Origin of the sequence: Spirochaeta cellobiosiphila DSM 17781 (genome assembly GCF_000426705.1) — a bacterium.
Lineage (GTDB): Bacteria > Spirochaetota > Spirochaetia > DSM-17781 > DSM-17781 > Spirochaeta_E > Spirochaeta_E cellobiosiphila.
Genome location: NZ_AUFW01000017.1, coordinates 17,060 through 38,514, shown reverse-complemented (window position 1 = coordinate 38,514; position 21,455 = coordinate 17,060). Strand labels below are relative to the sequence as shown.

Annotated in this window: 24 protein-coding genes; 8 read left to right on the top strand and 16 right to left on the bottom strand. The window is 39.5% G+C overall.

All coding sequences use genetic code 11. The annotated features are described in order from the left end of the window. Positions 1-5 precede the first annotated feature (5 nt). From K345_RS0102985 to K345_RS19450, 9 genes are all read right to left on the bottom strand, one after another. Entirely contained in the window at positions 6-635 is a 630-nt protein-coding gene (locus tag K345_RS0102985) for a redox-sensing transcriptional repressor Rex (protein ID WP_037571072.1), read from the bottom strand. Positions 636-666: 31 nt separating this feature from the next. Continuing rightward, positions 667-1,332, bottom strand: a complete 666-nt coding sequence (locus K345_RS0102980; protein WP_028972913.1) for a lysoplasmalogenase family protein — start codon at positions 1,330-1,332, stop codon at positions 667-669. A 3-nt stretch (positions 1,333-1,335) separates the two neighbouring features. Further along, positions 1,336-2,706 carry an aspartate kinase gene (locus K345_RS0102975; protein WP_028972912.1) on the bottom strand — a complete coding sequence of 457 codons (1,371 nt, stop codon included), beginning with the start codon at positions 2,704-2,706 and terminating at the stop codon, positions 1,336-1,338. 57 nt (positions 2,707-2,763) lie between these two features. Beyond that, entirely contained in the window at positions 2,764-4,533 is a 1,770-nt protein-coding gene (gene aspS / locus K345_RS0102970) for an aspartate--tRNA ligase (protein WP_028972911.1), read from the bottom strand. A 61-nt stretch (positions 4,534-4,594) separates the two neighbouring features. Further along, positions 4,595-5,419 carry an ATP adenylyltransferase family protein gene (locus K345_RS0102965; protein ID WP_028972910.1) on the bottom strand — a complete coding sequence of 275 codons (825 nt, stop codon included), beginning with the start codon at positions 5,417-5,419 and terminating at the stop codon, positions 4,595-4,597. Then, positions 5,409-5,699, bottom strand: a complete 291-nt coding sequence (locus tag K345_RS0102960; RefSeq protein ID WP_028972909.1) for a Dabb family protein — start codon at positions 5,697-5,699, stop codon at positions 5,409-5,411. Before K345_RS0102960 ends, K345_RS0102965 begins: the two co-directional genes overlap by 11 nt. A gap of 12 nt (positions 5,700-5,711) precedes the next feature. Beyond that, on the bottom strand, positions 5,712-6,560 hold the full coding sequence (locus K345_RS0102955; RefSeq protein WP_028972908.1) for a class I SAM-dependent methyltransferase: 849 nt from the start codon (positions 6,558-6,560) through the stop codon (positions 5,712-5,714). Then, positions 6,560-7,390 carry an inositol monophosphatase family protein gene (locus K345_RS0102950; protein ID WP_028972907.1) on the bottom strand — a complete coding sequence of 277 codons (831 nt, stop codon included), beginning with the start codon at positions 7,388-7,390 and terminating at the stop codon, positions 6,560-6,562. Before K345_RS0102950 ends, K345_RS0102955 begins: the two co-directional genes overlap by 1 nt. Beyond that, the gene (locus tag K345_RS19450) at positions 7,387-7,800 is read right to left on the bottom strand and encodes a hypothetical protein (protein WP_053228016.1); all 414 of its coding nucleotides are present in this window, start codon (positions 7,798-7,800) and stop codon (positions 7,387-7,389) included. The genes K345_RS0102950 and K345_RS19450 overlap by 4 nt, the downstream gene beginning before the upstream one ends. A 63-nt stretch (positions 7,801-7,863) precedes the next feature. On the opposite strand from K345_RS19450, the gene rsmI reads away from it, so the two are divergent. The 4 genes from rsmI to K345_RS0102925 all read left to right on the top strand — a co-directional run bounded on the left by rsmI (position 7,864) and on the right by K345_RS0102925 (position 10,803). Further along, a complete protein-coding gene (gene rsmI, locus K345_RS0102940; RefSeq protein WP_028972906.1) occupies positions 7,864-8,544 on the top strand; it encodes a 16S rRNA (cytidine(1402)-2'-O)-methyltransferase in 681 nt (226 codons plus the stop codon). Positions 8,545-8,594: 50 nt separating this feature from the next. After that, positions 8,595-8,879 (top strand): flagellar biosynthesis anti-sigma factor FlgM, encoded by a 285-nt coding sequence (locus tag K345_RS0102935; protein ID WP_028972905.1) that lies wholly within the window; start codon positions 8,595-8,597, stop codon positions 8,877-8,879. A 69-nt stretch (positions 8,880-8,948) separates the two neighbouring features. Then, complete coding sequence (locus tag K345_RS0102930; protein ID WP_028972904.1) at positions 8,949-10,061, top strand: iron-containing alcohol dehydrogenase; 1,113 nt, start codon at positions 8,949-8,951, stop codon at positions 10,059-10,061. Next, on the top strand, positions 10,048-10,803 hold the full coding sequence (locus K345_RS0102925; protein WP_028972903.1) for a TrmH family RNA methyltransferase: 756 nt from the start codon (positions 10,048-10,050) through the stop codon (positions 10,801-10,803). Before K345_RS0102930 ends, K345_RS0102925 begins: the two co-directional genes overlap by 14 nt. On the opposite strand, the gene K345_RS0102920 is transcribed toward K345_RS0102925, so the two are convergent. From K345_RS0102920 to K345_RS19445, 4 genes are all read right to left on the bottom strand, one after another. Continuing rightward, positions 10,800-11,030, bottom strand: a complete 231-nt coding sequence (locus K345_RS0102920; RefSeq protein ID WP_028972902.1) for a glutaredoxin family protein — start codon at positions 11,028-11,030, stop codon at positions 10,800-10,802. The two genes, K345_RS0102925 and K345_RS0102920, sit on opposite strands and share 4 nt — an antisense overlap. A gap of 56 nt (positions 11,031-11,086) precedes the next feature. Beyond that, positions 11,087-12,568 carry an HDOD domain-containing protein gene (locus K345_RS0102915; RefSeq protein ID WP_028972901.1) on the bottom strand — a complete coding sequence of 494 codons (1,482 nt, stop codon included), beginning with the start codon at positions 12,566-12,568 and terminating at the stop codon, positions 11,087-11,089. A 72-nt stretch (positions 12,569-12,640) separates the two neighbouring features. Then, a complete protein-coding gene (locus tag K345_RS0102910; RefSeq protein ID WP_028972900.1) occupies positions 12,641-13,687 on the bottom strand; it encodes an HIT family protein in 1,047 nt (348 codons plus the stop codon). Next, on the bottom strand, positions 13,671-16,028 hold the full coding sequence (locus tag K345_RS19445) for an ATP-binding protein (protein WP_053228015.1): 2,358 nt from the start codon (positions 16,026-16,028) through the stop codon (positions 13,671-13,673). The genes K345_RS0102910 and K345_RS19445 overlap by 17 nt, the downstream gene beginning before the upstream one ends. 65 nt (positions 16,029-16,093) lie before the next feature. Between K345_RS19445 and K345_RS0102900 the strand changes: the two genes are divergently transcribed. From K345_RS0102900 to K345_RS0102890, 3 genes are read left to right on the top strand one after another with little or no spacing between them, the layout of a single operon-like run. Further along, on the top strand, positions 16,094-16,852 hold the full coding sequence (locus K345_RS0102900) for a Nif3-like dinuclear metal center hexameric protein (RefSeq protein ID WP_028972899.1): 759 nt from the start codon (positions 16,094-16,096) through the stop codon (positions 16,850-16,852). A 12-nt stretch (positions 16,853-16,864) separates the two neighbouring features. Then, complete coding sequence (gene lspA, locus K345_RS0102895) at positions 16,865-17,380, top strand: signal peptidase II (protein ID WP_037571067.1); 516 nt, start codon at positions 16,865-16,867, stop codon at positions 17,378-17,380. Beyond that, on the top strand, positions 17,361-17,639 hold the full coding sequence (locus tag K345_RS0102890; RefSeq protein ID WP_028972897.1) for a hypothetical protein: 279 nt from the start codon (positions 17,361-17,363) through the stop codon (positions 17,637-17,639). The genes lspA and K345_RS0102890 overlap by 20 nt, the downstream gene beginning before the upstream one ends. A 2-nt stretch (positions 17,640-17,641) precedes the next feature. Here K345_RS0102890 and K345_RS0102885 read toward each other — a convergent pair whose 3' ends face one another. From K345_RS0102885 to K345_RS0102875, 3 genes are read right to left on the bottom strand one after another with little or no spacing between them, the layout of a single operon-like run. Next, on the bottom strand, positions 17,642-19,258 hold the full coding sequence (locus K345_RS0102885; protein ID WP_028972896.1) for a hypothetical protein: 1,617 nt from the start codon (positions 19,256-19,258) through the stop codon (positions 17,642-17,644). Positions 19,259-19,276: 18 nt separating this feature from the next. Then, positions 19,277-20,062: a cytochrome c biogenesis protein CcsA gene (ccsA, locus tag K345_RS19440; RefSeq protein ID WP_053228014.1), complete on the bottom strand. Its 786-nt coding sequence runs from the start codon at positions 20,060-20,062 to the stop codon at positions 19,277-19,279. Continuing rightward, complete coding sequence (locus K345_RS0102875; protein ID WP_028972895.1) at positions 20,043-20,786, bottom strand: cytochrome c biogenesis ResB family protein; 744 nt, start codon at positions 20,784-20,786, stop codon at positions 20,043-20,045. The genes ccsA and K345_RS0102875 overlap by 20 nt, the downstream gene beginning before the upstream one ends. Positions 20,787-20,908: 122 nt before the next feature. On the opposite strand from K345_RS0102875, the gene K345_RS0102870 reads away from it, so the two are divergent. Then, positions 20,909-21,454, top strand: a complete 546-nt coding sequence (locus K345_RS0102870) for a PadR family transcriptional regulator (protein ID WP_028972894.1) — start codon at positions 20,909-20,911, stop codon at positions 21,452-21,454. Position 21,455: the final 1 nt, after the last annotated feature.

Genomic DNA, 21,455 nt, shown 5'->3' with positions numbered 1-21,455 from the left:
CACAATTAAGTAGAATTTTTGATTAAACCTTCCAAAAGGTTTAGTTCTCCTGATAAAAATATGTTTCGTATTTGTACGGATTCTATTTGTTCTGGGAGAATTATGGGGCTTAGATTTAGTATCCCCTTGATTCCACCTTCAATCATTCTTTGAAGAGATTTATCTACATAAGCTGTATCTACCGCTAATATTCCCAAAAGAATCTGTTTTTGAGCTACCACTTCTGGTAATTCATAGGCTGGAAAAAGAGGTAAGGGGGTTTTGAGAATTTCCAGTCGATTAATGTTCGTATCAAATCCAGCGACTAAATTATAATTATCCCCTAGTAACACAGGGTAGTTCATTATCGCCTGTCCAAGTTCTCCCAGACCAACAATACAGGTCTTGGATTTACTGGTTAATCCGAGGGCTGCACCTATGACATCCCTTAATTCACTGAGGTTATAAGTTCCTGTACTGATAGGTTTGTCTTTGAGATAGGAAAAATCCTTGCGTATAGTGTGGGCAGGAGCTCCTACTAAGGTTCCCAACTCTTGACTGGATAGACTTTTTTGTCCTTCTTCCAATAATTTTGATAACATAGGGTATAAAGACGCCAAACGTTTAATAGCAGGTTTAGGGATGTTTTGAGACATGGGCTTAATATTAGTTTTTTTAGGTTCTCTGTCAAGAAAAGCCGTTGATTACACCCCATGTAATCGCGATTTGACCTAAGGCGTAGGTTGCCATGATTCCTATCTCTCCTTTATCGAGTTTTTTACAAAACAGATTAAAACCGATAATCATATCTGATATGTACAGGCCGGCACTTCCTACGAATATAAGAGCCGTCGATAAAGAGGGAGAACTCAAAAGCAGTCGAAAGGCCGCAGTTATTAATAAAATCCCTTGAAGACAGTATAAGATAACCGGAACTCTTGTAACTTTGTCTAGTAATTTGAATTGCCTATAACAAGCAAAAGTTAGGAATGTCATCCCTATTAGGAAGACTAGAGAAAAGATGACTTCCTCGCCCCTTGCAAGAAAGGTAATTCCATAACACAGATAGCCTATGAGAAACAGAAGTATTCCAATACCCATTAATACAAGAGAAGGAGTGGTATCGTCCTCTACATGATTATTCACTGCTAATACTGCATCTCCGAGTAGAGCAAACACAGCCCCAATAAACACAGCTTGAATGGACGGGGATAGGTTTGTTCCTAAAAGGAACACAATGATCGCCGTTGCCAGTACTTTAAACAAGACTTCAAATAAAGATTTTTTGTGATTACATACAGCTCCTAATAAGTACAATAGAGCGGATAATGATAGTAATACAAACTTATCCATAGACTACCTCTGTGTAAAAAAAGCCTCATGAATGGCTTTTACTGCATTTATTTTGTCTTCATTATCGATAACCAGATAGGACGCTACGTCGCTTGCCCCCAAGGCTATGTTTTTAATATTAATGTTCTGATCCGATAAGGCGGCTATCATGGTCATTGCTATGCCAGGCTTGTCTTTGATACCGTGTCCGACTACAGCTACCAATGTTTGTTTGTCCTCTCCAGTGATCTTTGTAATTGCTGAATTCTTTAACTTACCAAGGATCTCCAAGGCCTGATCTAAATCACCAGATTCTAAATAGATATTAATAACTGTTTGGCTTGTGACGACTGATTTGATATTGATCTTGTTATCATTAAGTAAGCCAGTAACATCAGCTAATATCCCGTGTTTGACACCTACACCCGGCCCTTCTAATCTAAGGATGGCAAAATCATTAGAGTAGGTCACTGATTTTATAACTCTGTCATTAATAATTCTATGATCCGTTATTTGTGATTTTGGGGATAATCCCTCTTCTTCTATATTGAATATACGAATAGGAATGGATGTTTCCAGCAACGGTTCTACTGTTCTGGGATGAAGGATTTTGGCCCCAAAATAGCTTAACTCTGCAGCTTCCTGATAGCTGAGCTCTGCTATCCCTAATGATGAGGGGACAATTTTAGGATCAGCCGTTCGGTAGCCAGAGACATCTTTCCAGATATCCAGAGAGGGAGCTCCCATCATCTTAGCCAACCCTGCTGCTGAGTAATCTGATCCCCCGCGGCCAAGTAAAGTTACCTTATTGCTTTGGGACATGCCGTAAAATCCTGGAATGATATAGACCTTGTCTTCTTTTAATGATTCTCGAACCAGAGGAGTGCTTATCTCAAAATCAATAGTAGCATTCCCATGCTCTCCATCGGTATAGAAACCAATATCCTCTGGCAATGCTTCCTGAGCCTCTATACCCATGGATTGCAGTATTTGTGTAAGTAAGAGTGAGCTAAGTCTTTCCCCATAACTAAGAACTTTATCAGAAATAAAATCAGGTATGTCCCCAATGTAATTGATGCCTTTAAGAAACTTTTCCAACTCACCAAGTCTGATATCAAGTAAAGCTTTTACTTTTAGATTATCTTCGTTCTCTTGTATGAAGTAATCAATTGTTTTGTGTTTTTTATTTCTAATTCGGGAGAGAATTGCTTGAATCTCTTCACTGTTTTGCAGGACCTTTTCAATGCCATCAGTGAGAAAGTTTGTTATACCAAAAAAAGCTGAAACAACGATGATAAGAGGGCTGTTATATTCTTTAACTCTTTGGGTGATCCATGTTATGCCCTGTTCATCTTTAAGATTGGATCCCCCAAATTTAACGACTATCTTGTTCATATTACAATTATGACATAGACAGCCCTGCCAGGATATCCCGGCAGGGAAAAATATTAATTATTCTTTATCTTCTGGTAAGTTCAGAACCAGATGGAGATCCTTCATCTGTTGATCATCAACGACTGCAGGTGCATCATCCATAGGGCTAACTCCAACAGAGTTTTTGGGGAAGGGAATCACCTCTCTAATACTGTCCTCTCCGCACATTATCATTACAAGACGATCCAATCCTGGTGCGATACCTCCATGTGGTGGAGGTCCGTATTGGAATGAATCAAGTAGGAATCCAAAACGTTCTTTGGCCTCTTCAGGATCAAAACCAACAATATCAAAGATCCTTTTTTGCACATTTGAATCATGACATCTGATAGAGCCTGAAGCCAGTTCATAACCATTTAATACGAGGTCGTATAAATCCCCTTTTACTTCACCTGGGTCTTGTTCCATCGTTTCAAGATACTGACTTTGAGGCATAGTAAACATATGGTGACAAGGATCCCATTTGTTCTCCTCTTCATTCCATTCAAACAGCGGGAAGTCTACTATCCAACAAAATTCAAACTTATTAGGATCACAAAGGTTCAAATCCTTACCCAACTGGCTTCTTACTGCCCCCAGACTGGTACAGGCTGTAGACCAGGGTCCCGCCCCAAATAGGATAAGATCTCCCTCTTGTGCTTCAAGATAGCTAATAATTTGCTGGCTTTGTTCTGTAAAGAACTTACTCACACCGCCTTCCAGTCCTTCAGCTGTTACCTTCATCCATGCCATACCTTTGGCACCATAGTGTTTAGCTATGTTTTCCAAATCAGTAATCATCTTACGGCTATAATGAGCACAACCGGGAACTTTAAGGGCTTTAACGGCTCCTCCTTCATCCAATACTGATTTGAAAACGCCAAATTCCGAACCTGGAACAAACTCGGCAAAATCTTTAAAAGGCATATCAAAGCGAAGTTCTGGTTTATCACTACCATAAGTATTCATGGCATCGTGGTAGGACAAGCGTTTGAAAGGTAGATTGAGATCCACGTTTAATGTTGTTTTGAAGATATGTTTCATCATACCCTCTGTCATGCTGTATACATCTTCAGCACTAACAAAGCTCATTTCCATATCGATTTGTGTAAATTCGAGCTGTCTATCACCTCTAGCATCTTCATCTCTATAACATCTTGCTATTTGAAAATACTTATCAAATCCTGAAACCATCAAAAGCTGTTTATATAATTGAGGACTTTGGGGCAAGGCATAGAACTTACCAGCTTGAAGTCTTGAGGGAACAAGAAAATCTCTAGCTCCTTCAGGAGTGGACTTAATAAGGGTAGGTGTTTCTAATTCCAGGAATCCCTGTTGTGTAAGGTATTCTCTGGTTCGATAAGACACATCAGCCCGTAACTTAATATTACGCTGCATCTCTTCCCTTCGTAAGTCTAGGTATCTGTATTTTAATCGTAGGTTTTCATTGGCTTCTGAGTCACCGTCAATCATGAAGGGAAGAACCTCTGAAGTGCTTAACACTTCTAATTCTTTAACTACTACTTCTATGGATCCGGTGGACATGTCCTTGTTGACCATTTCATCTGGACGTTTTTGTACAATCCCTTTAATGGCCACACAGTATTCCATTTTTAAAGCTTCAGCTTTAGCCATCAGTTCTGCAGGTGCATCCTGATCAACAACGGTTTGTGTAATTCCATATCGATCTCGAAGGTTAATAAAAAGGATACCGCCATGATCCCTATGCCGGTGTACCCAGCCGTTAAGGACGACTTCTTGTCCTGCGTTGGCGGCGGATAACTCACCGCAGGTAACTGTTCGCTTCATTTCATTCATAGCTAGCAATCTACCATTCTGGCTTGTCTTTTATCAAGACTATTGTCTTGCTTTACACGGGGTAGGCTGCCTGCTTTAGGAGATCACGAAGCCCTTTTGTCTCAATATATTCTTTTTGTTGTTCGTTGGTGACAAAAAGACTTCCACAAAAGGCCAGGGAATTAATAGATATTCCTTCAACCTGGGAACTATGTCTAGGGATCAAAGCCATCCCTTTATGGGTTAGTAGAAGATTATAATGTTCTGATTGCTTGCACTGGGATTTTAAACGAGAGAGAAGGTTTTGATAGATTTCATATAGTTCTTTGGCTGTGGGAAGTGTCGTAAATTCTTTTATTCCCACTATAAGATGTGTATCCAGATACTGTTTAACAAAAATAATAGGGTCTGTATTTAGTTCATCAAACAAGGGCAGAGGCAGCCATTGCAGATGTCTATGCTGTTGACTAGCTCCTGCAATAGAAGAAGAATTATAAAACACCAAAGCTTTAGATCCTTGCAAGCTTAACCAGGCGGCTTCAAAGTCTTTCCATTCTAAGGGCGTGTTCTGGTATTCAAATTCTTTGGTAACTAAAAGTATATGATTCTCACAAACATTATATTTGTTGAGGATAATATTGTATTCTTCATTCAGGGAACCAATAAACAAATCATCCTCTGGAGGGATGAAAGGGCTTTCCGGAGGGGTATAGCTTCTTTTCTTCCTATGCAGTCTGTTAGAGTCCAGTGATTTATCCATCATCCTAATGAGAATAATGGATTCTTCAATTTTCAAATAATATCTAGTAGTATGAAAGGATTGTAAGGACTGATTGGCCAGGGCTTTATCTTGCTTGTCTATTACAAATGCTCTGAAGCGGGAACTATCAAACCTCATAATCAACGACTCTACGGTCACTCGTAACAGAACCTATAAAGGATCCTACTTTCTTATGTTCTTCATGATTTTGGTAGATATCAAGGTCTTCCCTGTTAGCAAAAGTTGATACCAAAATGATATCATAAGCGGAGGCAGAAGTATTAATATTAACTCCTACCTCAAGGGATTGAATCTGTCTTATCAAGGGGATGAGGCTTTCTAGTGATTCTTTAATCTTATGAATGGCTTGTAATTTGTTCTCATTTTGAACCTTCCACATTACCATATGCTTAATCACTTTAATCTCCTCTTACGTTGTCTTCTTAGCGCAAACACCGATCCACTGGGAATCTTCTCTCCATGTTTGGCCTGTAAGGTCATTATAAATTTGGTAGTCTATAAACTTATTTTTTTCTAAAAGCACTTCTGTATCAAGTCTTGTATAAGAAGTATGCCACATATGATAGGGAGTTATATGACCATCTTTATCAATAACGATATATCGATCCAGACGAATCTTGCCACCACTATAGCTGACCTTGTCTTCCATAACGATATGTTCTCCTTCCCGCCAGAATCCATCCTTAGCTCGGTAATACCAATCCTTATCTAAGGGAATATCCAGGTACTTAGGTGTAAAAAGGTCAAAGAAAAATAATCCCCCCGGTTTTAACCACTTATAGATGTTATTCAATAAAGCATCTCTTTGGGAAGGAACTAATGTGCATATGTTCCCATAAATCAAGAGAACCGCATCAAAACTATTCTCTTCAAAATCTATTTGAGTATAGTCCTCTTCTCTATAATCAATATAGACTGAGGCTTGTGCTGCTTGTTCTTTAGCATAACTAATACTGGAGGGCCCAAAATCTATACCTGTTACATGATGTCCTTCTGAAGCAAGGGGTAAGGCATATAATCCAGGACCACATCCCAAATCAAGAATGTGGGTAGAGCCTTGCCCTAAGCGATTTAGAAGGAACTTGATAGTGTCCTCTATCGTCTGTCGATTATGACTGGCATCATCTGTTTCTTCATCTAGGTGGGCGTCCAGAACATGGGAAGATATATAGGGGGTATTCCAGAATGTATCTGGCGTTTGATCATATAAAGCGGGACGCCGCATAATATGAGCCAATTCTGGAAATTCTATTCCCATTACACTTCATCCTTTAATTTAATGTGTTCATTCATGTAAGCTCTGGCTTGTTCATTATTGGCATATATTACGTGGTATTGAGTTCTCCATCTCTTAGGACTATCCACATCAAGGACAAAGTCTTTTGGTTCTAATAACAGGTCTGTTTCTTCTCCATTATAGAAATAGGCTTTAACACCTGCTGTCCTAAGAATGGGCCATCCTGCACCAATATCCCATACTTTTGCCCGTGAGAAATAGGAAGAGTATCTGCCCAGTAATAGTTGCAACATGGAATACACACAAGAACCGGTTACTTGAACTGGTGTGTCACCAGTAAAGACACCCCACTTGGTTACATCTTGAGGGATGCATAACATTCTTCCTTCGTTAAAATCTGAAGTGCTAACTGTTAGAGGCCGAGGTTCTTGATCCCCTTCTATAATATAGGTTGTCCCTTCATTTGTATAAACTGTTAGATCTAAGCCGGGAAAGGCTATGGCCCCTTCAGTAAGTTTACCTTCTTCCATGAATCCCAAACTCACACCCCATGTTGGCAGGCCATTGGCAAAGGGCGCTGTTCCGTCAACAGGGTCAAGAATCCAGGTAGGTCCCTTAATGGCATTTTGAATATCTTCTTCCGAATCGGTAAGGATGGTCTCCTCTCCGATGAAGTATGCTCCTTCACTGATAAAGCGTTTTCTAGCCATATCTTCGATGGTTTTATCTGCTTCTGTAACGAGGGAGTGATCCTCTTTAAAATCCCATTCATCACGTTTTTGAATATCTAAAGCAATATTACCTGCTTCTTTGAGAAATTTAAGTATTTCTTTTATATTCCAATTTGTCATTTTGACTCCTTACGACATTTAGGGCATCCCAGTACATGAACATGAGTTTTGTGTGGTTTGTTAAAAACACGTGCATAAACAGGGATACCTGACTTTAGTTTTTCTTTGCAAACAGGACAATAACGATCCTGCCACTGTCCCTTAGCTAAATGGGACTGTTTATGGTTAGGATAGCAAAAGGGACATCCGTATATATGCATCATTTGATCCGTTGAATCTATCTCTCTGTAAACTGTTGAGTGTACGCGCCAACCTGATTGTAAGACGGATCCGCATAAGGGGCATGTCCTTTGGTCCTTCTCTGGAATAATGGAAAGGCCTTCTTCTTTGACTTTATCCTTTTTTGTGAGGAGAGATAAGGCAATAAGGATTAAAATTACAATAAATACAGCTGCTACAAAGTATTCCATCAAGTCATCCTATCCAAGAGGTTGAGTATAGGCAAGAGGTTATAAAAAGGCTATTTTATTACTATGTCTATATTATATGTAGTAGGAACGCCTATAGGTAATATGAAAGATATTACTTACAGAGCAGTAGAAGTATTGAAAGAAGTTGATATTGTTGCCTGTGAAGACACACGACAAAGTAGAAAGCTGTTGGACCATTATGGTATCGAGAAAAGAACCCTAAGTTGCAGGGCCCGTAATGAAGAAAACTCCGCCAAGGGAATCGTGAAGCTAATGGATGAAGGGGCTGATGTAGCCTATTTAACCGATGCAGGTACCCCTGGGATTAGTGATCCTGGATCTGTTTTAGTGAGTCATGTACGAAATGCTGGTCATGATATATATCCACTTCCGGGGCCTTCTGCTTTTGCCTCCCTAATTAGTATTGCTGGAATTGGAGGAAAGACCTATTTATTTGAAGGATTTCTCCCTCAAAAGCCTGGTAAACGCAGGAAACGCCTGGTAGAGCTTATGGAAAGGGAAGAAAGCTTCGTTTTATATGAAAGTCCCTTTAGAATTATAAAGCTTTTAACTGAATTGTCCGAGATTGACAATGACAGGGTTGTTGTAGTTGGACGTGAGATGACAAAAGCTTTTGAAGAATATAAGTCTGCTACACCAAAAGAGTTAATTTTTTTACTGGAAAAGGAGAATTCTGTAAAGGGAGAGTTCTCAGTACTTGTTTCTGGTAAGAAAAAGACTTAACATAAAGAGTACGGTTACCGATAATTGAGGTGTGGAAGGTAGGAATCATTATGAAGATAGATAGAGTAGGATCAGTTGATCCATTACGAAATTACAACAAAACATCCAAAACCCAGAAGAATGCTTCTACTAACGGTGGTGATTCCATAAATGTGTCTGCTGAAGCAAAAACTCGTGCGGAGTTGTTCAAAGCAACGGAGATTGCAAAAAGCGCACCGGAAGTTCGAATGGACCGTGTTGAAGAAGTAAAGAGAAAGTTAGAAGATCCTTCCTATATCGATGATACTGTACTTGATTCTGTAGCTGACAATCTAATGGATCTTTTCGGCTTATAATTTAATATGTAGAAGCATGTGAAGAAGACAGAGCAGAGGCTCTGTCTTTTTTTTGTAGGAGTTGTAAAAATGTATTTTGGATATCCTCGAGACATATATATAGGTTCACTGGACAAGCTAGGTGTTGTTGCTAAAGGCTTAGGAGCTAAAGCTCTGGTGGTCAGAGACTCTGCTTTTAGAACTGAAAAAGACCATGGTGAGATAGAGGACTACCTAAAAGAAAAAGGCTTATCTGTCATGATCTTCGATGATTTGCGGATCGGTGATACCCTATCCAGCTTGGAAGGGGCCCAGCAAATGATCGAAGCAGGACATTGCGATCTTGTTATAGGAGTTGGCGGCGTTATTACCTTAAGCTTTGCTCGATATCTGGCCCATTTGGGACGTAAACTATCCTACGATGATCCAGAAAATACCAAATTACCCTATATTAGTATTCCCTCTACAGACCGTAATCCTTTTTTATTTAGGGATATGGTTCTTCTTACTGGAGGAAAGTCTCACCGGCTTAAATTCATTAAAATTAATAGTCAGCCCCTGGAAGCTTTGTTTTATAATCCTTCATTTACCTCTGGTAATACAGAAATATATGCCATAAGTTCTCTACTGGAGATGCTTCTCAATGGTATTGAAACGTTCCTGAAGACTGACAATGATCTTTTTGTGCAGAGCATGCTCTATGGGGTCATTGCGAAGATCTATGAAATGATTGATAACGCTTATCATCGACAAGAGAATTGGTTAGTTAAAAAAAGCATTAGTGAAGCTGGTTTCGTTATATCTCTGGCTTTAGGTCAGGCCTCCCTGGGAACAGCCTCTCTCTTTGCTTATACATTGGATGGGATGATAAGCTCACCACGAAGCATTGTTTCCAGTATCTTACTCCCTTCTGTTATTGAAACTGGGGCCAGGAAAAATCCAGAAGGATTGATGAAACTGGGTTTGATTTTTCGTGAAGACATTGACTTACTCCCGGTTGAGTCCATAAAGAAGGGAATGGTTGGTAGTATAAAGCGCCTTATGACCCGTTATAATATTCCCATGCGTATTAGTAATATTGAAATTCCAAGGGATGTTATTGATAATGCGGTTGAGCGTTTAGAAGGTGAACTCAAGCATGAGATTAAACATGCTCTACTAACAACGGGAGAACTCCGTAGTATAATAAATGATTACTATTAAAAAACTAAAAACCTTAAAAGAGACAACCCGAATACGTAAGTATGGGGTGATTCTTCAAAGTCTTGAACAGGACTTAATTAATGGTCGAATCATAGATAAGGTCTATCTTCTTGAGCTAAGTGACTTAATTAAGCAAGAAGTTGTTTTGCCTCTTCGCATCAGAAATTTTGATATTAATAGAACAGATGCGAGACAACTCTTGTTCAGTGTTAATAAATTACGCCATCTTATCCTTCAATATTTAGGAGCAGAACCGGCTGATTGGGATATGCCCATAGAGAAGGGTGAAGATACAGAAGGTAAAAACTATCCTTTTAAGGTGCATCTTGATGGTATTCGATCACCCTTCAATATTGGTTCCATCATGCGAACCCTGGAAGCTTATGGAGGTTCTGAGTTTAGCCTCAGCCCATATACAACTTCTCCCGAACATCCCAGAGCAATAAGAAGTTCCATGGGCTGTGACAAGAAGTTGTCCTGGAAGTATACCAATGTAGGTGATATTCCAGGACCTGTTTTTGCATTAGAGCTTGGTGGTACTTCCATTAATCAGTTTGATTTTCCTTCCTCTGGAACAGTCATCCTTGGATCTGAAGAGTTGGGAATTAGTCCGGAAGCCAGGAAGAAAACTGAAGCTAGTGCAGGTATTGTTTCCATCCCTTTAGTTGGCTCTAAAGCCTCGCTAAATGTAGGAGTCGCTTTTGGAATCCTAATGTCCTGGTGGTATCAGAACGTTAGTTAACGTTTGAGTGCTTTTTCTACTCGCCCTTTATCAAAGCCAACAAGTATCTGACCATTTATATCCAATACAGGAACTCCCATTTGTCCGCTTTTACGAATCATCTCATCAGCTTTAGTTTGATCTCGGGAAACGTCATAATCGGTGAAAGAAATCTTATTTTCCTTAAAATACCTCTTAGCCATGACGCAGTAGGGACAACTTGGTGTGGAATATACAGTAACAGACATAATAACTCTCCTTATATATAGAATATAATATATAAGGTTTTTACAGGCAATTTGATCTAAATAATATCTTCGTTGAAATCTGATTTTAATTGATCAAGGATGTTATAGAGTTCCATCTCTGTAGCTATATTAAAATACTTAAGCACACGAGGCTCTAATTGTTCAAAGCCTAGCTCTTTTGCTTCATAATGAGTTAGCACATTGGCCAGATAAACAATATATACATGGTCCCTATGTTCGGGGGAACATTTATCTGGTTCATGATGATAACGTATAGCTTCTACCAATATACTAGGGAAATTCCATTTCTCAGCTATGCGGGCCCCTATTTCCTGGTGATTTAAGCCAGCGGTTAGTTCTTCAATCGCATTGAAGGGCAGTTGCCGTTCGTCGTTGAATTGCTGGATTTTTTCTAAGAGTTGAGGGTGTACATTACTAAATACAATTTTCCCCATATCATGGAGAATTCCTCCTACATACACATCATCCATAAGATCACGTTTTCTCTTGAAGTACTTGGCTAGCAAATAAGCGAAGGTCGCAGTACGATAGCAATGTTCCCATAGGGCTTCTTGTTCTGGCGTATCTTTGCCTAGAACAAGTTGAGTTCCATAGGAGTAGAGCAGATTTTTAAGACCTTTTAACCCAACAATTTTAACCGCTTCCATGATGTTTTCGACTTTTTTGGCTAAAACATACTGCGCAGAATTAACGAGACGCAATAAGTCAGCTGTTAAACTAGGATCTACACTTATATGTTTGGCAATCGTATTAATTTTTGATTCAGGATCAGCAATTAGTTTTTGGATTTCGAGAATGTTAGCAGGAAAGGGAGGAAGATTGTGTATCTCATCTACTATTGTCTGGGATAGGGAATCAAGATCTTCCAATCGAACTTCATTGAAAGGAATATGAAGGGTGGCTATGGTCTCGCCATTAATCGCTGCAATCGCAAAAGCATCTTCATTGAGGCCCATCTTTTTAAGCATAAGAATCATGATAACAATTCCTAATCCGGCCCCTTCAGAATCATCCAGGATTTCTGTGAAGGCATCTTCCATGGAATCATAACTACGTGATTTAGCAATTCGTTCCTTTATCCGATTCTCTTCTTTTCTGTTGATAGCAACATTATTCTTTATTGCGATACGCAAGGCATCTGTCTGATGATGAAATTGGACTTTAATATAGTAGCCCGCTTTTTTTTGTTTCTCTAACCAATAACTGATATTGGAAAGGGTCTCATCTTTAAATCCTTTAATTCCCTTTTCATAACTGGCAGGATCTTCGATGTTGAAGCCTTTTTCCTCAAAGTAAACCCGTTTTGTATTGGCCTTCTTCGCATTGACGGTTAGTTCTCTGAGGCAATAGCTTAGATGGTCAATGAGATGATCCTGACCTACTTCAGCAAGGAAAAAACGAAGAACTTCTTCGAGTTGCATCTCTGTCTCGCGGGGAAGCGTATAGGTCTTGATAGTAATAGGAATATTTGACCGGGCCGCTTTCAGAATCTTTGCTTTCTGACTTTCAAAATCCATATTTTTGTTATTTCCTTTATGATGTTGGTCAAGGGTCCATCTTATTGGATTATATTATAGCTCATTGGTCTGTCAAGAAAAAAGCAGTTGTCGATAAAGTTCTGCCCCCTCTATAGGATCCCCTTGAGATAAATATAAACCTAATCTCTCAAATCCTCCAAGGGGTTGAACCATGGGAAACAGTTCAAAATATATACTACCATACCCGGAATTATGACAAATTAGGTTATATGCTTTGTCTTTTCCCAGATGTTTGAAGAGAGACGTTTGGAGCTGAAAGCTTTTTTGCAGCAAGAAAGTAAGGTCTCTAACACTGGTCTCAGATAAGCTATTAAGATGAACATTACTTCGATTTGGTGTATAGATCATAAGTTCATAGGGTCTTTTTATATAAGGGGGAACAACCAACTGCCATTCTCCCTGACTTAACACTATTAATTCTGTTGATATCTCCTCATGAAGAATTTGTGTAGGACCCACGCCATGTTTCTCATAAAAATTCCGATCTTCTCTAAAGCTGAGAGGCTCCTGGTTGGAATAAAGCATTTGGAAGTGATCATGATAGACAGAACCTCCTACACTCTGGCCTTCATTACGGATAAAAGCGAAATAACCCTTATCCAATAGAGAACTATTAAGAAGTATTTTTTCAAGGAGAATGACTCTGGACAATACTTTATGAGCGATATTGATCTCCATGTTTTCAAATCGCCTTTCATGAATATTACTGGGCCATAATAAAAAATGGAGTCCCCAATTGTTGTTTTTTTCATGGGCTATCCCTTGGGGTACACTTATGGGATAGAGATTTTTATTGATAAACGCATATTCCTCACCTGACAAATGACATAGATCAATTATTCCAGTTAAGTTTCCCTCACAGATAGGACAACTACGATCTTCCTTTGCAATGAAAGGTCTATTTTGCCTTCCGGGAGAATAAAAAATGGGTAGTTGATTACGCGGATCATGTACCACCTTAGAACTAGGCAGATGGGGTAACTTAGGGATTTCTTCTCTAAAAAAATCTCGCATTGCTTCTGCTGATAGAGAAGCCATATCCTCAACTTCTGCCAGTTCCAGTAAAATATCTTTAGTTAATTTAATAGGGGTGTCCATACTTGGTTGAAAGCTCCCAGTAGTGTTTCAGTCTCAAATGAGCTTTATCCAGTATATCTTGATAATCTAGACCTGTTAATAGTCGTAAACCTTCACTGATATGTCTAATAGGATATATATGAAAACGTTTTTCTTTGATGGCTTCCAAAATATCCTGACGTAGGATGATATTTTTTACATTTTGATAGGGGAGTATCACCCCTTGAGTTCCGGTTAAACCCAGTTGATAACACACATCATAGAATCCTTCGATCTTTTCTGTAGCTCCTCCTATGGGCTGTAGCTGACCTCTTTGATTAATGGAACCGGTAACAGCCAATTCCTGACGAAGGGGAATCTGTGAGAGGGCAGACATCAAGGCATATGCTTCTGTACTGGAAGCAGAATCTCCGTCTACCATATTATAGCTTTGGTCAAAACTAAGTCCAGCCCAAAGGCTTAGGGGATATTCCTGTGCTACATAGCTTCGCAAATAACTTTCCAGAATCAAGACTCCCTTGTCATGGATTTCGCCGCTAAGACCTGCTTCACGTTCTATATTCACTATTCCTGACTTACCGGGGGCTACTTCCGCTGAGATTCTCATAGGACGACCAAAGGTGTAATAACCTCTATCAAAAACAGCCAAACCGTTAACCTGACCAATACAGGTTCCAGAAGTGTCCAGTAAAATAGTCCCGTCCATAATCTGGTTATCGAATTTCTCTTCCATGAGTGAGAACTGCTGTCTTTTATTAAGAAGTGCTTTATAGACATCCTCTTGATCGCAGAGGGTTTTGTTCTCTTTTTTGGCCCAATAGTCCGTCTCATTGATAATATCATTCATCATACTGAACCTGGTGGATAGCTTTGACCTATCCTCTGCCATTCTAATGGATTGAATCAATAAGGCTTTGATCCCGTTGGGGCTGAAGGGAAGAAGCTTCTTTTGTTCAATGTTGGATTCCAGAAACCTGAGAAATAATTGGGTATTCTCCACTGTTCGTGTCATGGTTGAATCAAACTCGGCGGATACCTTAAAGAGTTTTTTTACATCCAGATCAGTATTATATATAAGATCATAGAAGTGCTCACTTCCGATGATGATTACTTTTACCTTGATGGCAATTGGTTCCGGTTTTAATAGGGGGCCAATGGGGGTGAAGGGTGTTGTGGTCATTTGGATCTCAGCAAAGCTAGTTTGGAGAGCTCTTTTTAATCCCATCCAACTACCTTCTTCTTCGAAAATATCCTCTGCTCTTATAACCAGATAGCCTCCTGATGCTTGAATTAGACTGCCCCCTCTGATCATCATGAAGTTGGTCCTTCCTTCCCCTTTTCCATCCATACGTGTTTCAATAGAACCAAAGAGATTGGCTACGGTTGGGTGATTTTCGAAGATTACAGGGGCGGTTTTGGAATCTTTGTGATTTACCAAAATATGAACACCATAGCGAATAAAAGAAGGATTCCCATAATCATCTTCAAAGGTTTCTTCAGTTGTAAACATATAAAGGTGATTCAGAATATCATCAGTAAAACTCGTTAAATATTGTTTTGCCCCGTCAAAGGCAAAGGCTTCCTCTACTTCTTTTATTTTTTGATTTACATAATGGCGAACCGTATCGATTTGGAGCTTGTGAAGGTCTTTTTCCATTTGTTCTCGAGATTGTCTGAGGGTGGTAAAGAGGGTCTTCATCTGATCCATATAACGATAATATTGTTCACGGATCTGATTCCAGGCTTCCTGGGTCATCTTGCCCGTATTAACAAGTTGTTGGAGTTCCTCAAAACTTATGGTTTTCCCTTTGTATATGGGGGCGATATCTGTGGCACTGCTATCTTCCTCAGTGATTTGAACGATCTTGAAACCGGCTTGCTTTAGGGTTATCTCAAAGTTATGTAATTGGTGATTTTCCTCCTGCTCCTGGAGGGATATGGTATGGTCCCTTTTGGTTTTAAAGCTATCGTTATTGAGACAGCGGGGTATTCCTTTTTTAAAGTCTTCAATAAGGCTATGGAGCTTCTTCTTGAATTGGATACCCTTGCCCGGAGGAGTGTAGATTACTCTGGGCGTCTCTGGTTTATCAAAATTATAGACAAGAACAATATCTCTTATTAAGGATGTGTCTTTACTGACTTCACTTAATAGTTTTCTGACTGCTGTCGTACGTCCTGTCCCATAAGGTCCGGAAACAAAGATATTATAGCCTTTTGACCGCATTTCTGTTCCCATTTTAAGAGCCTCCCAGGCTCTTTTTTGACCAATAATCACATGATCAGATATATCTTCAAGGGAAGCATGAAAGTCAATTTGTTCAAATTCCAGATTCAATTCGTCATAGGATAGTTCTGTTATCATTGCCTTTAATTATGCAGCTCCATAAGATTCTATGCAAATAGAAAAAACCTGACTATACTAGTTCCATGTTATTAAAAGAATTAGACAAATGGATTCAGGACCAGTTTCCAGGATCGGCCTCTCTTAAAGACATGGCCATTAATGGCTTACAGGTAGATCGACAGAATCAGGACATTAATAAAATCGCCTTTGCGGTGGATGCCTGTATGGAGACCTTTGAACGGGCCCATCAGCAAGGTGCTGATATGTTGTTTGTTCATCATGGTCTGTACTGGGGATTCCCTATGGCCATTACAGGTCGTCATTATAAACGAATACAGTACTTAATAGATAAAGAACTGGCTTTATACGCTATGCATCTGCCATTAGATGTTCACCCCGAATTAGGCAATAATGCCGTTATAACCAAAGTTCTCGGTTTAACAAATGTGCAATCCTTTGGTTATTACAAGGGTCAAGCTATTGGTCTTCAAGGTGAGTTTCCCCATGAAAGAACTTTGGATGAGATTGTGGAATCCCTATTCGGTGGTTATGACAACACTATTAAGGTTCTTCCTTTTGGTAAAAAGAATATCAAAACCATGGCTGTCGTAACAGGAAGTGGTGGATCAGAAGCAAGGGAAGCATTAAGTAAGAACTTAGACCTTTATATTACTGGTGATGCGTCTCATATCCTCTATCATGATTGTCAGGAAGGGGGAATGAATGTTATCTTCGGAGGACATTATGCAACAGAAATCTGGGGCGTTCAGTTCGTAGCAAAGAAAATAGCAACAGAATTGGGTCTGGCGACAGTATATATTGATGTGCCCACAGGTTTGTAAATGAGGAATGACATGTTAAAAAAGAAATTATTTCCCTTTAGTCTGACACTGTTAATAATCGTTATGGATCAGATTACCAAAGCCTTGATTGTTAAATATGTTCCTGTTAATACCATAGCCACTACCTGGGGAGGAGATTTTTTCCGATTGGTTCATGTGAGAAACCTTGGTGTGGCTTTTAGTATGGGGGATGGACTTCCCCATTTATTCAGAGCGTTTATTTTCATTTTGTTTCCCTTAGCTGTTCTGGTTATTGTTGCTGTGTATTACTTCTGGGATAATAACCTCACTAAACTCCAACAATGGTGTTTAGCGGGTATTCTCGGTGGTGGTCTAGGGAATGTGATAGACCGTATTTTTAGACCTCAAGGTGTTGTGGATTTTTTAGATTTTAAATTCTACGGCTTGTTTGGTTTAGAACGATGGCCTGTTTTTAATGTGGCTGATAGCGCTGTTGTTGTTTGTGGTGTTCTTATAGCCATTAGTTTTATTTTATTGGAGGTGAAGAATGGCAAGCAAGAAAGTTAATTCTATACTATTTATGATAGGAGCTAGTGTTTTTAATATCCTAACTCTTACTATTCTATGTCTTGTATTTTTGGTTATCTTTGTTCTCCTCTTGAGAGGATGGGCTGAGTCTGAAGTCGTCCAGATTGTGGTTAGCTTAGCCTTCCTGGGAAGCCTGGTTCTTAGCTTTGTGATATACCAATGGGCCCTTAATCTATTTTCCAAAAAGGTAGATATGGATAAATACTTTCTTCCCTGGGTTATCCCAAAGAAGAAATAATTTTAATAACCGTCTGAAGACAGGCGGTTCATATCTTTCTTATACAATTCATTGTATATGAATCCCCTATTTCTCAGGTTGTCTTTGACTTCCTGAGGGAAGGGCATATAACGCCAGAATATAGCCCGGACTTCTTTGTCCAGCTTCTGGGTTCCCTGGCTTTCCTTCGTGATCCAGAGGATATAGTCTTCTATAAACTGAAGTCTTACATCTCCTCGTAACTTTCTATCCTCGAATCTCTGATAGTACCATCCGGTTAAGCCTTCTTCCATCCAATAGTGTTGAGCCTTTTCTTTGGCGACTTGCCAACGTAAATCTGCTAAAGCCGACAGTATGGCAATCTTCATGTCTCTGGGAAACATAGGAATTCCAATACGTCCTCGACTGGTTGCTCTATTATAACGTTCAAAAGGTTCCCAACATAACCCCCGGTTTCCATAGGAAGCTACCAAAATCACATGGGGTACGATCCGATGGGTCTGTTGTCTGAAGGTCCTTTTGAAAAGTCCGGGATCTAACTCTTCTACAAGACGCATTTGCTCAAGGACATTTTCACGAGTACAATAATTGTCTCCTCTTTCAAAGAAGAAGTTCTTCATCAGTAAAGGCAGGTGGTTTCCCTGTCGTCCTCCGCAAAGCTTATGAATCTGACGAACGGAGATCATTTCATTTATGGCGACGCTTCCATCAACATTAGATCCTTCTCCCAATTCTCCTGCCTGTTGTTCCAGTTTGGATAGCTCTATATCCAATCGCTCTAACTCATGGTAAATCCGTGATACTTCTTTGTCTGTCGTAAGGACCTGTTTGATAGCATCATGGAGATCATTTAACGCTTGCCTCTGGCCGGCTCCATAGGTATCGTTCAGATCAGGATATTTCTGATGTTTTTGATGATGCCGGATAAGCTTGAGGGCTTCCACCATTCTCAATTCTTGTTGATCAATATAGGTTAATTTGGTTTTAAGAACCGCCAGCTGAGAGTGTCTATGGCCTATTGTCTTGTCTAGCTGACCTGTGACTTTTGATTGAGGTGTTCTTTTGGATATAGGTTCTTCATCTGAAGCCAAAGGATTGATTCGTCCTCTGGCCACTTGTTCTAACCATTCATCAACGTAATGAACAGGTTCTCCCGTATTGTTTTCATAGATAATACTGGCAATAGATTGTCTTTGTGCATCAGTAATCAGAGTAGGAAGAAGAACGCCATATCTGAGGAATAACCTTTTGGGTAGGGGCTGTGTGCTTCCTATTTTGGCAGCAATGCTTTGGGCAATGTCCCAAAAAGAATTAGTGATTCTTGCTCTATAATAGGAACGTTCCTTCTTATCCTGTGTATGGAGATACTTGGTGAGCCCCGCATGCATTAATTTGGAGGCTTCTCCTTCCCCGGTTAAAATCGTTTTATAAAAGTTTTTATCTGCAAAATAAGGTTTAGGATCCTCTGTAAAACGAGTGATTGGTTTAATACTTTCTTTAGCTAAGTCGGGAATATCCTTTTCTTCAGTCCCTTGAGGGTTCTCTTCATCAAAAAGGTCAGAAAAATCAGGAGCCTTATCCTGGTTTTCCTGGTTCTCTATTCCTATCAGTTCAGCTATCTCAGGATCGATATCTGACATGTGTGGTACTCCAACTCCTTAGATATAACTATGTAGTCCTTTCAGCAGATAATTTACACCAAAAAAAGTAAACATCGTACACAAAAAGCCAACAATAGATATCCAGGCTAGTTTGTTGGGCTCTTTAGATCGCATTCGGTAGTGCAAATAGAACGAGTAGATAAGCCAGGTAATAAGAGCCCAAGTCTCTTTAGGATCCCATGACCAATAGCTTCCCCATGCTTGTTCTGCCCAAATAGAACCAAATATTAAAGCACCTACAGTAAAAAATGAATACCCTAGGATAGTAAATACATAAGCAAAATGGTCGAATTCTTTTTTTTTCTTATCCTCCACAGATCTAAGAACCAGTAGGGATGCTACAAAGGATAAAACGTAGAAGGATTCTCCTACAAAGGAGAAGAAGACATGAAGGATAAGCCAGGTTGATTTAAGAGCCGGTACAGGAGGAGTTATATTTTTATCTGTTATGGGGCTGGAAGCCATCAATAGTAACACTAATGCCACAAAGGTTGTAAAAAAGAACAGTCTCTGGTTAAAAGGCCATCCTTTCTGGAACTGGTACCAAATCATGATTAACAACACGAGACAACTATAGATCAATAGGGATTCAAAGGTATTGGTCAAAGCAGGAAAATTCATTTGAATTGATCGATAGATGATCGCTGCAAGCAGAACAAGAGCTGTTAGTATGGTAGTGATGCGCTGAAGTTGTTTGACCCAGGCAGATTGTTTGAATAGACCAATTGCTGCCAGAAGTACTGTCATAGCACAAAGGGCATAACTAAGGGGATTTAGAAACATTTCGTATCCTTTTATAATAGCTTGTGAAGATGCCTATTATGATAATGATAAAAGCGGGAAAGATGATGTTCTTCCCTGTATCCCTTACCACTAATAGGCCTGTATGATATTGGCCATCCTGGTCTTTATTATAACTATATTGATAAATGGTTATCCCATGATAACGATAGGGATTATTCACACTGGTCATAAAATCTGAAATCTTATGACCTTCACGATCTGTCATTATCCCTGTGGAAATCCACTGCTTCGGATATCCCTTCTCATCTTTTTGAAACTCAAAATCTGTAATTCCAATCACCAAATTACTTCCTATTTGCAAGGCTTGCCCGGGCTTTAAATAAAATTGAAGACGTTCGGCGGTCATTGCTGAGGTAACACCCCCAACAATGACTAGGAGAATTCCTATATGAATGATGTCCGGACCAAAATCCTTCCTTTTTGATTTGATCGATTTGGATAGCCGCACTAGAGTACAGCCGGCTAAGTTGAGGCCGAATAAGAGAACCACTGTTATAAATAAAGGGGAGGAGAAAAACAGATTGTACTGTAAGACGGTTATTAGGCGACCAACAACAAAGCCGTACTGATTGATGTAATAACTAGGTGCATGTCCCTGGGATAGGAATCCTGCAGGTATCATGATCAAGATAAGTACTCCAAGAAGGGACAGTCCAAATCGTAATGTAAAGATAAAATAAAATACTTTTTTAAACTTGATCATAGGTTCAATCATAAATAGTAAATGAGCAGTTTTCAAAGAAAACTTTTACCATGCTTTATTTTCTTGACAATGTCACAGCACACTAATAGTCTATAAGTAGACTATTATACATGAGGACTAAAATGTCGCTAAAGTACGGACTACTGGGGCTTCTGGGCTACTCTGATGCCACTGGCTATGAATTGAAAAAAATATTTGATGAATCACTGAACTTCTTCTGGCAGGCACAGAAGAGCCAGATCTATAAAGAACTTGTAAACCTGGAAAAACAAGGTTGGCTAAGTGTCTCTCTGGTATTACAAGAAGATAAACCTAATAAAAAGGTGTATTCCTTAACACCAGAAGGACGAGAAGCTTTTCTCAAGTGGCTCAAAGAGGACCGTGATAATAGTGATCTCCCTATTAGGAGTAGCTTTCTAATGAAGGTTTTTTTCCTTGGGGAATTATCAAAAGAGAGGGCTATAGAAAAGTTGGAAGCTTTTTTGGAAGAACAAAAAAAGGAAGGGCAAGAACATGATCATATCAATGAGTACATTGGAAATTACTCAGATATAAGCTCGCCAGAGCAGGCTGTGTTCTGGAAGATTACTGCCCGCTCGGGGGTTCTTCATCATGAAGCTAATATTCGCTGGGCTGAAGAAGCCTTACAACTCTTAAAAGAGGTTTAAA

Coding starts and splice junctions, on each gene's coding strand:
- K345_RS0102870 (WP_028972894.1), top strand. CDS start 20,909: ATGTCGCTAAAGTACGGACTACTGGGGCTTCTGGGCTACTCTGATGCC.
- K345_RS0102935 (WP_028972905.1), top strand. CDS start 8,595: ATGAAGATAGATAGAGTAGGATCAGTTGATCCATTACGAAATTACAAC.
- K345_RS0102980 (WP_028972913.1), bottom strand. CDS start 1,332: ATGGATAAGTTTGTATTACTATCATTATCCGCTCTATTGTACTTATTA.
- K345_RS0102985 (WP_037571072.1), bottom strand. CDS start 635: ATGTCTCAAAACATCCCTAAACCTGCTATTAAACGTTTGGCGTCTTTA.
- K345_RS0102930 (WP_028972904.1), top strand. CDS start 8,949: ATGTATTTTGGATATCCTCGAGACATATATATAGGTTCACTGGACAAG.
- K345_RS0102915 (WP_028972901.1), bottom strand. CDS start 12,568: ATGGATTTTGAAAGTCAGAAAGCAAAGATTCTGAAAGCGGCCCGGTCA.
- K345_RS0102965 (WP_028972910.1), bottom strand. CDS start 5,419: ATGAGGTTTGATAGTTCCCGCTTCAGAGCATTTGTAATAGACAAGCAA.
- aspS (WP_028972911.1), bottom strand. CDS start 4,533: ATGAAGCGAACAGTTACCTGCGGTGAGTTATCCGCCGCCAACGCAGGA.
- K345_RS0102950 (WP_028972907.1), bottom strand. CDS start 7,390: ATGACAAATTGGAATATAAAAGAAATACTTAAATTTCTCAAAGAAGCA.
- lspA (WP_037571067.1), top strand. CDS start 16,865: ATGTTAAAAAAGAAATTATTTCCCTTTAGTCTGACACTGTTAATAATC.
- rsmI (WP_028972906.1), top strand. CDS start 7,864: ATGTCTATATTATATGTAGTAGGAACGCCTATAGGTAATATGAAAGAT.
- K345_RS0102955 (WP_028972908.1), bottom strand. CDS start 6,560: ATGGGAATAGAATTTCCAGAATTGGCTCATATTATGCGGCGTCCCGCT.
- K345_RS0102920 (WP_028972902.1), bottom strand. CDS start 11,030: ATGTCTGTTACTGTATATTCCACACCAAGTTGTCCCTACTGCGTCATG.
- K345_RS0102925 (WP_028972903.1), top strand. CDS start 10,048: ATGATTACTATTAAAAAACTAAAAACCTTAAAAGAGACAACCCGAATA.
- K345_RS0102910 (WP_028972900.1), bottom strand. CDS start 13,687: ATGGACACCCCTATTAAATTAACTAAAGATATTTTACTGGAACTGGCA.
- K345_RS19450 (WP_053228016.1), bottom strand. CDS start 7,800: ATGGAATACTTTGTAGCAGCTGTATTTATTGTAATTTTAATCCTTATT.
- K345_RS19445 (WP_053228015.1), bottom strand. CDS start 16,028: ATGATAACAGAACTATCCTATGACGAATTGAATCTGGAATTTGAACAA.
- K345_RS0102875 (WP_028972895.1), bottom strand. CDS start 20,786: ATGATCAAGTTTAAAAAAGTATTTTATTTTATCTTTACATTACGATTT.
- K345_RS0102885 (WP_028972896.1), bottom strand. CDS start 19,258: ATGTCAGATATCGATCCTGAGATAGCTGAACTGATAGGAATAGAGAAC.
- K345_RS0102890 (WP_028972897.1), top strand. CDS start 17,361: ATGGCAAGCAAGAAAGTTAATTCTATACTATTTATGATAGGAGCTAGT.
- ccsA (WP_053228014.1), bottom strand. CDS start 20,062: ATGTTTCTAAATCCCCTTAGTTATGCCCTTTGTGCTATGACAGTACTT.
- K345_RS0102975 (WP_028972912.1), bottom strand. CDS start 2,706: ATGAACAAGATAGTCGTTAAATTTGGGGGATCCAATCTTAAAGATGAA.
- K345_RS0102900 (WP_028972899.1), top strand. CDS start 16,094: ATGTTATTAAAAGAATTAGACAAATGGATTCAGGACCAGTTTCCAGGA.